An 8,319-nucleotide genomic window follows, 5' to 3' on the forward strand; every position below is an offset into this window, starting at 1 on the left:
GCTCCGCCCGGTTCATCTGCTCCCGAACGTAGTTGGTCACTTCTTCGTACAGCAGAACCTCGTCATCGGAGAGCTCGTAGTTCACGGTATATGCACGCCGCTCAGGGAAGAGCGGGCGGCCGTCGAAATCAACGAGCTCCTCCTTCAGCATCCGGCGCATGACGTCCTGGGGGTTCGCCCGGGTGCCCTGGCGGACTGTCCCGGCGAAGCGGTCCTCGTCGAGCAGGGCGAGGAACAGTTCGAAATCCTCCGGCTTGCCCCGGTGGGGCGTCGCGGTAAGCAGGAGGTAGTGGCGGGTCTTCCGCCCGAGGAGTTCGCCGAGCTGGTAGCGGGCAGTCTTTTTCACCTCGTCGCCCACCACCGAGGCGCTCATCTTGTGCGCTTCGTCCACGATGACGAGGTCCCAGTCGGGCGCCCCTTCGAGGAGCGGTTTAATGTCGTCCTGCTTGAGCAGGTCGATCCTGCTAATGACGAGGTCAGATTCGGCAAACGGATTGCCGGTGCGTGCCGTCTCGATCTCCTGCCGCCCGATGAGGCGGAACGGCAGGTCGAACTTGTCATCCATCTCCTCGAGCCACTGCTCGCCCAGGTTCGCAGGCGCAACAATCAGGCAGCGCTCGACGTCGCCGCGCAGCCGGAGCTCCTGAATGAGGAGTCCCGCCATGATCGTTTTCCCCGCACCGGGGTCGTCAGCGAGCAGGAAGCGGAGCGGCTGGCGTGGGAGCATCTCCTCGTAGACGGCCGCGATCTGGTGCGGCAGCGGAGTCACCGCAGAGATGTGCACGGCGAGCTGCGGGTCGAACAGGTAGGCGAGGCGGAGCCGGTTGGCCTCGGCCGCCAGCTGGAACAGCTCGCCGTCCGCATCGAACGCCCAGGGGCGCCCCTCTTCGAGGACACGCAGCCGTCGTTCCTCGGAGCGGAAGAGGAGGCGTTCCCCAGGCTGGCCGGTGGCTTCATCGCGGAAGGAGACCGTTACCGTGTTGGGACCGTGCCAGCGCACCTGGACAATGATCACGGCGCCGTTGCTGCCAATTCCTTCCACGCGCGCACCGACCTTCAGTTCCTCGAGCGCTGCCACCTCTGACCTCCGGGACAGATGGCTAGGAGCCTAGCAAGGGGAGCCGTGTGTCGCCACGCTGTCGCGATTGGGCGGTCACCAGCGAGCCGCCGGGGTAGGCTCGATGGACTGGGAAAGCCAGCGAGCTGCGTGGAGAAAAGACAGCATCTGAGGGCCTTTCTGTTCCATTGGCTCAGCCCGTCGTTCCCGACCGGCTCCACCCCGCCTTCGGGGTCGCGCGCAGGCCGGCTTCGAGCCGACCCAACAGGAGGAGGCCAAGCCAGGTGCAAAAAACCGCCGGACCTTGGAGTTCTCGAGCTTCGGCTTCGAGCGCGACTGACCGGTCGCCGGGCGGGCCCCACCAGTCCGGCGCCGGCACAGCTGTTACCCCCGGCGCTGCCCCCACGAATTACCATAAAGGCATGCACGTCTGGGGCAGTGGCAAAGACCTGGTGGCCACCGGGCGTTGGGAGCCGCCGACTGTCGATGAAGTTGCACATGGTGTTGAGCTGTCGCTGCCAGCATGTGGTGGTGATAGCGCCGCCGCCGAGGCAGTCGTATCGGGTTTGCTCGGGATGGTGCCCGCTGGAAACTCCCGCACCCTCCTGCTTGCCCTGATGCGCGGGCTGTCTGATGCGGCGGCGTGCGGTGTGGCCGGGATTGGCCGGGCGACGCTGGCCCGGACGTGCGCGGAACACGAGGCGTTCGCCCTGGCGGTCGAGGCTGCGCGGAACATCGGGGCCGCGCGGCTGGAGTCTGTGCTCGAACAGGCAGCGGCACGGGGGGAGTTCCGTGCTGCTGCGCACCTGCTGCGGATTCGGGCGAATGGCGCCAAGCATGTGAGCGTGCCGGAGCGCGACCCGTGGGAAGCGGTTCTTGCAGGCTGGCGGCCGGCGGAGGTCATTCCGGCGGGGGACGGTCAATGCCGCGCTTCCGCACCTCCCCTCCCGGCTCCGGGCAACACAGGCGAGGCCGGAAGCCGCACTTTTTGAATCTGGATGCTACATAAGCTTTATAGTGCGAAAACTCACCCTGCTCTGCCGTTCGCCATTCGACGGTCATCGCAGCGCTGCCCAGCCGGATTGCTGCTCCCCGTTTGGAACTTTGCCGGCCCAAATCTCCAGCTCGCGACGGAATGAACCAGCGGGCCTGGGCGCCCGCGCCGAAGGTCGGCGCGACCACGCCTGAGCGGGCGGGCCACTCGCGCATCATCCGCATCCCGAGCATGGGCTCCGGGGTCGGGGCTGTTCCCGCCGACCCGTCGAGCCGTTCGGGCGGCGCTGCCGACGACGATTGCGCACAGGGTGCGGCAGGAGGCAGCGCACGGGCCGGGCCACGGGGGACCGGTGGGGCGACCCGGGGCGGAGGCGCCATGTGTCGTGCGGAGCCTCCCCTTGCCCGTTGGGGCCCGATAGGTCCTGACGGGCCATCTCGCCGTGACCGGTTTGGTCCTGGGCCTCGCGGGCGGCGCCGTCATCGCTGGGGCGTCGCTGAACTCAGGCCGGAGGCGCTGCGAGCGGCTACTGGCGGACCGTGGGTCAGGTGTCACGACGGTCAGTGGGACTTCCTGCCCGGGATTCGTGCGAGGGTCCCCGTCCCGGTGTGGGTGGGGTGCACCACCTGATGGGCACGGGCCAGCCGGAAAGTCAACGGGAGCGCCGGCTTTCGCGGCTCCGGCGACGTCGCGTAGGCTAGCCCGGCGGCTCGGAGGGAACTGCAATTGGCGTTCAGAGGCTGCTGGGGGTGCGGACAAAGGCTGTGGCCAGCGCGTAGGCGCGGTCGGGCCGGTAGGTGAGCTCTCCGGTCCCCTGCCTAGTTTGGCTGCAGGCGCCGCCGGGCGCGCTGTTCTTGCTTTCGAATTCGCTCAGCCATTCCGTTTTCTCCGCACTGTTTGCAGAAGTGCTTTCTTTTTCGATTGTTGCTCACAGTGCGCTTATAAAATTTTCGACAACCACTACACTCCACCAAGCTGCCGTTAGCGATGGTTGCCATGAGTTGTAGACCTATGGTCGCCATTGTGTCGGTGGCTATCTTTACCCGCGGCGGACTCTCACGCCTTATCCATCCTATATCTAGGGAACAGGAAATCAAAAAATGACCTCTTGTGATCCATTCGTCAATGCTATCGACGATGATCTGTCGCCTAAGCATCGCATTCACTTCATTAAGTTGCCTTTGATCAAAATTAATTTCCAACGAAAATCCCCGCTGCCGGTGTCTGGTCCATTCTCTGACAAGCTCCCAGTCTTGATTATCTTCAGGTTCCCCTTTCCGTAACTTCGAACCCAGACGGATAAGCGCGCAGGCAAGCTTGGCCAAGAACAGGTAGCCCTTGACCGGCTCCAAGTAAGTCGATCTGCCCTTCGCGTCGGGGCCCTCGTCTGGATCACTCCAGCGGCTACTAGGCGCAGCGTAACAGAGCGCGCAGGAAGGCATCCCGTGTTCGCGACAAAGCCACAGCCATCCGTATCTGGTCACGAACCAGCGGGCATCCTCAGCCGTCTCAATTGCAGCGAACGACTCAAGCAAGCCGGTCACGTCGGTGGAATCGTAGGAACCACGCTGGGTAGGGTCGTACACGGACCGGAGCTGGTCTCCAACTAGCTCAACGCTAACGGGAACCTGCCGGATGAGCATGATGTCCCGCAGCGTGGGGACCAGGCGTGGCTGGACACCAGCCAGGTCAAACTGTAACTGGCCCTTGGTCGACCTGCGGGCTGTCCGGTTACGTGTCCCGTTTTGGGTCTTCACAGGGTCACGATACCACGTGCAGTCTTGAGGGCGTAACCACCAGCATCTGCAAGGTGGATTCCGTTGGAAGCTCTCATCGCAGAGGGAAAGGAGGATTCCGTTGGAAACGCTCACTGCAGACGAAGCCGCCCGCATGCTGGGGTGTTCCCGGTCGAAGCTTCAGGAGCTGCTCCGAACGGGCGAGCTGCCGTCATTCAAGGTCGGGCGGCGCCGCATGGCGCTGCGTGCTGACGTCGAGGCGCTCATTGAGCGCCGCCTGAAGGCCGAGGGCCCGGAGGTGCGGTGATGGAACGGAAAGCGTACTCCATCCCCGAGGCCGCCCAGGCCCTCGGCATCGGCCGCACGCTGGCCATCAAGCTCGTCCAGTCCGGCCAGCTGCGGAGCATCAAGGTGGGGCGCCGGCGGCTGGTCCCCGCCGCGGCCCTCGAGGAGCTCCTTGCGCGAGGAGCGCCCGATGGCCGATGAGCCCCGCCGCCCACACTCTGACGGACGAGGGGGCGGCGATGCAAGCGCCCCCTATGGCAGCGAGCTCTTCGAGGCCGCCCGCTCTTACGCCCGCCGCGGCTGGGCTGTGCTGCCGCTCAAGCCGCGCGGCAAGGAGCCGCTGACCGAGCACGGCGTCAAGGACGCGACGACCGACCTCGACACAATCGAGGAGTGGTGGCGCCGGTGGCCGAAGGCGAACGTCGGCATCGCCACAGGTGCGGTCTCCGGGCTCGTCGTGCTGGACATCGACCCCCGCAACGGCGGCGACGAGGCCCTAAGGGGGCTGCTCGCCCAGCACGGCGGCTGGGGCGTGCCCACCGACGGCGGCTACCCCGAGACCTGGACCGTGCTCACCGGCGGCGGCGGACAGCACTACTACTTCGCCATCGACGGGCCCGTGCCGTCACGGAAACTGGCCGAGGGCGTCGACCTGAAGGGCGACGATGGCTACGTGGTCGCCCCTCCGTCGGTGCACCCCAGCGGCCGGCCGTACATGGCGGAGGCCAGCACCGAGCACCTGTCGCCGGCGCCGGCGCCGGCATGGCTCCTTGGGGCTGCCGGCGCCCGCAAGGCGCCCCTGTACCGCGAGCTGGAGGGCGAGCCGGTGCACGAAGGCCGGCGGAACGCCTACCTGGCCAGCCTGGCCGGCAAGCTGCGTCACGACAGGCTGTCGACGGAGGAAATCGCTGCCACGCTGCTGGCCGTCAACTCCACACGCTGTCTCCCCCCGCTGCCCGAGGATGAGGTCCGCAGCATCGCGGCGTCCATTGCGCGCTACGAGCCGGGCCGCCCGGCGGAGGCGGAGCTGTCGGCAGCCGACGGCGCGGGCGAGGAGTACTTCGCCGACGGGCAGGGCACCTGGCGGCGCCGGCGGGGGCGCGAGGGAGAGGAAGTGGTCGAACAGCTGGCCAATTTCACCGCCCGCATCACGGCCGACGTGACGGTCGACGACGGCGCCGAGCAGGTACGGGAGTTCGAGCTGGAGGCGATTGTCGCCGGCCGCACGGTGCGGGCCGAGGTGCGGGCGGAGGAGTTCGAGGCGATGCGCTGGCCGGTGGCGAAGCTCGGCCCCGAGGCCCAGGTGGCGGCTGGCCCGTCGAAACGCGACCACCTGCGCGCCGCCATCCAGGCCATCTCATCCCGCACGGGCATCGCCCGGCGGCACGTCTACGCCCACCTCGGCTGGCGGGAGGCCGATGGCCGGCACGCTTTCCTCCACGCCGGCGGCGCGATCGGCGCCGAAGGGCTGGAGGTCCGCCTGCCCGCCGAGCTCGAGCGGTTCGTGCTGCCGGCGCCGCCCGGGAACGACGAGCTCCGGGCTGCCATCCGCGGCGCCCTGCAGCTGCTCGGAGTGGCCCCCTACCGCGTTACCGTGCCGCTGCTTGCCGCGGCCATCCTTCCCCCGCTGCTCGTACCCGACTTCGCAATCCACCTCGCCGGGCCGACCGGCGCCCGCAAGACGGAGCTGGCGGCGCTTGCCCAGCGGTTTTATGGAGCCGGCATGGACGCCCGCCACCTGCCCGCGAGCTGGCGGTCGACGGCGAACGCCCTGGAGGTGCTCGCCTTCCTCGCCAAGGACTGCCTGCTCGTGGTCGACGACTTCGTGCCGGCCGGTTCGGCCGGGGACGCCAGCCGGCTGTACCGGGAGGCGGAGCAGCTGCTGCGCGCCGCCGGCAACCACGCCGGGCGCCAGCGGCTCACCCGGGACGCCCGCCTGCGGGCCGCTCGCCCCCCGCGCTGCCTCGTCCTCAGCACCGGCGAAGATATTCCGCCCGGCCACAGCCTGCGGGCCCGCACCTGGGTGGTGGAGGTCGAGCCGGACGACGTCGACCTCGAGCGGCTGACGGAGCTCCAGCAGCTGGCGGCTGACGGCGTCTTCGCCCGTGCCATGGCCGGCTACCTCGCGTGGCTTGCTCCGCAGCTGGATACCCGCCGCACCGCGGCCAGGGCGTGCGTGGAGGCGCGCATGGCCGAGCTCGCAACCGGTCGGCATGGCCGGACGGCGGCGGCGCAGGCCGCCCTGGAGGTTGCCCTCAGTGCCTTCCTCGAGTTCGCCGTCGCAGCCGGCGCCGTCGCAGGTGCTGAGGCGGACGGGTTGAAGGCGCAGGCGGTCGAAGCCCTCGGGAGCGAGGGCGCTGCCGCCCAGGCTGCCGCGCAGCGCGAGAGCGACCCGGCGCGGCGGTTCATCGACCTCGTCCGCTCCGCATTGGGGAGCGGGCTGGCCCACGTGGCCAATCGTGACGGGGGGACACCGCCGCTCGATGACGCCGGCGCCTGGGGCTGGCGGCAGATGCCAGGCCGGGACGGGTGGGAATGGCGCCCGCAGGGCGCCTGCATTGGCTGGCTCGACGGCGCTGAACTCTACTTCGACCCGGACGCCGCCCTCCGTGTCGCCCAGGCCGCCGCGCCGGCGGGTGAATCGCTGGGCGCGACGCGACACGCGATGAGCCGGGCGCTCCGCCATACCGGGCTGCTCGCCTCAATCGAGCAGCGGCGGGAGACGGCCACCGTGCGCCGGACGCTGGGCGGCGCACAGCGCAATGTTTGGCACCTCCGCGCGGCCGCCGTCTCCGCCGGGCTGCGGGAGGGCGTCCTGTGAGCGCAGCATCCGTGCCGGCGGACGTATGGGCGCTCATCGACCGCTGCCTGCAGGCCGGCATCCGGTTCGACCTCGACGATGACGGGCAGGTGCACGTCACCTGGCCCGACACACCCGAGGCGGCGGCTCTCCTCACCGAGCTGCGCGCACACCGCGACGCCGTCGCCGCGCTGCTCGCCGCACTGCCGCGCCCGGGCGGCCACCTCGTCCGCCTGGGGCTCGCCATCGGGCTCCTGCCGCGCTGCCGGTTCACCGTGCGCGAGCAGGGCGACTCTATGGCGGCGGAGCGGTTCGCGCAGGCGGTCGCCGACCTCTGCCGTCGCCACCGGGGGAGCGACGCCGTGCTGATGGTGGCCGTCGAGCCAGACGGCGAGCGCGTCCCGATCCTCTGGCGGGCGGCCGTCGGCGCCGAGCTCCGCCGCGCGCTGGCCGAGCTCGTGCGCGACTACCACCCGGGGCTTGGGCCCTTCGGGCTGTGGCAGCCGGTCCAGCCCAATCCCCAGTCCGCGCCGGCCATACCCTTCCGCGACACAAACGCGACAACACCTGACGCCCCGCGGGGCGTAAAATCCCCGTCTGTGCCCCATCGGGCCCCATTGTCGTAGGGCCCTGTAGCCCGGAGACGGCTCTTGCTCCGGCGGGGCGCCGCCGGTTTTCTGGCGACCCGGGCAACAACCGAGGTGTGGTGACACATGAGGACCGTCAAGCAAGCGTGCGTGCTCCAGGAAAAAGCTCTCGACATCCACGTAAGTGATCAGGTCGAGCAGCTCGACCAGCTCATCAACAACGAGGGTACGGGCGAGGCGTTCTTCGAGCGCACGTACATAACCGAGGGGATGCGCATCCTCCTCTCGGAGGGCATCGCCAGGCTGGCCGGAAAATCAAACGACTCAGTGTTCCACCTCAAACAGGCGATGGGCGGCGGCAAGACGCATCTCCTGGTCGCGTTCGGCCTCCTGGCACGCAACCGGGACCTCCGCAAACTAGTTATCCCGGATGTCAGGTACATCGAAGACTTCGAGTCTGCCAGGGTCGCCGCATTCAACGGCCGCAATAGCCCTAAAGAGTTCTTCTGGGGGCTCATCGCCCGCCAGCTGGGCAAGGCAGACCAGTTCAGGGACTTCTGGGAATCCGGCCCTCGCGCGCCAGGAGAGGAGGACTGGCTCCAGCTCTTCAGCGACAACCTGCCGGTCCTCATCCTGCTCGATGAGATGCCGCCGTACTTCAACGAGTACATCACCACGCCGATTGGCCAGGGCACCGTCGCAGATATCGTCACCCGGGCCTTTGCCAATCTCCTAACGGCTGCAAGCAAAAAGCGCAACGTCTGCATTGTGGTTTCTGACCTTGCCGCCGCCTACTCGGCCGGCAGCAGCCTGATTAACCGTGCACTCGAGGATGCCCGGAGGGAGATTGGCCGGGTCGA

Annotated in this window: 6 protein-coding genes and 2 pseudogenes; 6 read left to right on the forward strand and 2 right to left on the reverse strand. The window is 68.4% G+C overall.

The window, feature by feature from the left end; genetic code table 11:
- Positions 1–214 precede the first annotated feature (214 nt).
- Positions 215–1,078, reverse strand: a pseudogene (locus N2041_RS14930) (DEAD/DEAH box helicase); the annotation flags it as partial.
- A gap of 401 nt (positions 1,079–1,479) precedes the next feature.
- Between N2041_RS14930 and N2041_RS10305 the strand changes: the two are divergent.
- Entirely contained in the window at positions 1,480–2,049 is a 570-nt protein-coding gene (locus N2041_RS10305) for a hypothetical protein (protein WP_297678447.1), read from the forward strand.
- An 820-nt stretch (positions 2,050–2,869) separates the two neighbouring features.
- Here N2041_RS10305 and N2041_RS10310 read toward each other — a convergent pair.
- Positions 2,870–3,595 carry a hypothetical protein gene (locus N2041_RS10310; protein ID WP_297678449.1) on the reverse strand — a complete coding sequence of 242 codons (726 nt, stop codon included), beginning with the start codon at positions 3,593–3,595 and terminating at the stop codon, positions 2,870–2,872.
- Between the two features lie 313 nt (positions 3,596–3,908).
- On the opposite strand from N2041_RS10310, the gene N2041_RS10315 reads away from it, so the two are divergent.
- The 5 genes and pseudogenes from N2041_RS10315 to N2041_RS10335 all read left to right on the forward strand — a co-directional run.
- Entirely contained in the window at positions 3,909–4,094 is a 186-nt protein-coding gene (locus tag N2041_RS10315; RefSeq protein ID WP_297678451.1) for a helix-turn-helix domain-containing protein, read from the forward strand.
- Positions 4,094–4,273, forward strand: coding sequence for a helix-turn-helix domain-containing protein (locus tag N2041_RS10320; protein WP_297678453.1), 180 nt, complete (start codon positions 4,094–4,096; stop codon positions 4,271–4,273). The genes N2041_RS10315 and N2041_RS10320 overlap by 1 nt, the downstream gene beginning before the upstream one ends.
- Complete coding sequence (locus N2041_RS10325; protein WP_297678455.1) at positions 4,263–6,893, forward strand: bifunctional DNA primase/polymerase; 2,631 nt, start codon at positions 4,263–4,265, stop codon at positions 6,891–6,893. The genes N2041_RS10320 and N2041_RS10325 overlap by 11 nt, the downstream gene beginning before the upstream one ends.
- Entirely contained in the window at positions 6,890–7,498 is a 609-nt protein-coding gene (locus N2041_RS10330; RefSeq protein ID WP_297678457.1) for a hypothetical protein, read from the forward strand. Before N2041_RS10325 ends, N2041_RS10330 begins: the two co-directional genes overlap by 4 nt.
- 87 nt (positions 7,499–7,585) lie before the next feature.
- Positions 7,586–8,319, forward strand: a pseudogene (locus tag N2041_RS10335) (hypothetical protein); the annotation flags it as partial.

This window comes from Tepidiforma sp. (assembly GCF_026419595.1).
GTDB lineage: Bacteria > Chloroflexota > Dehalococcoidia > Tepidiformales > Tepidiformaceae > Tepidiforma.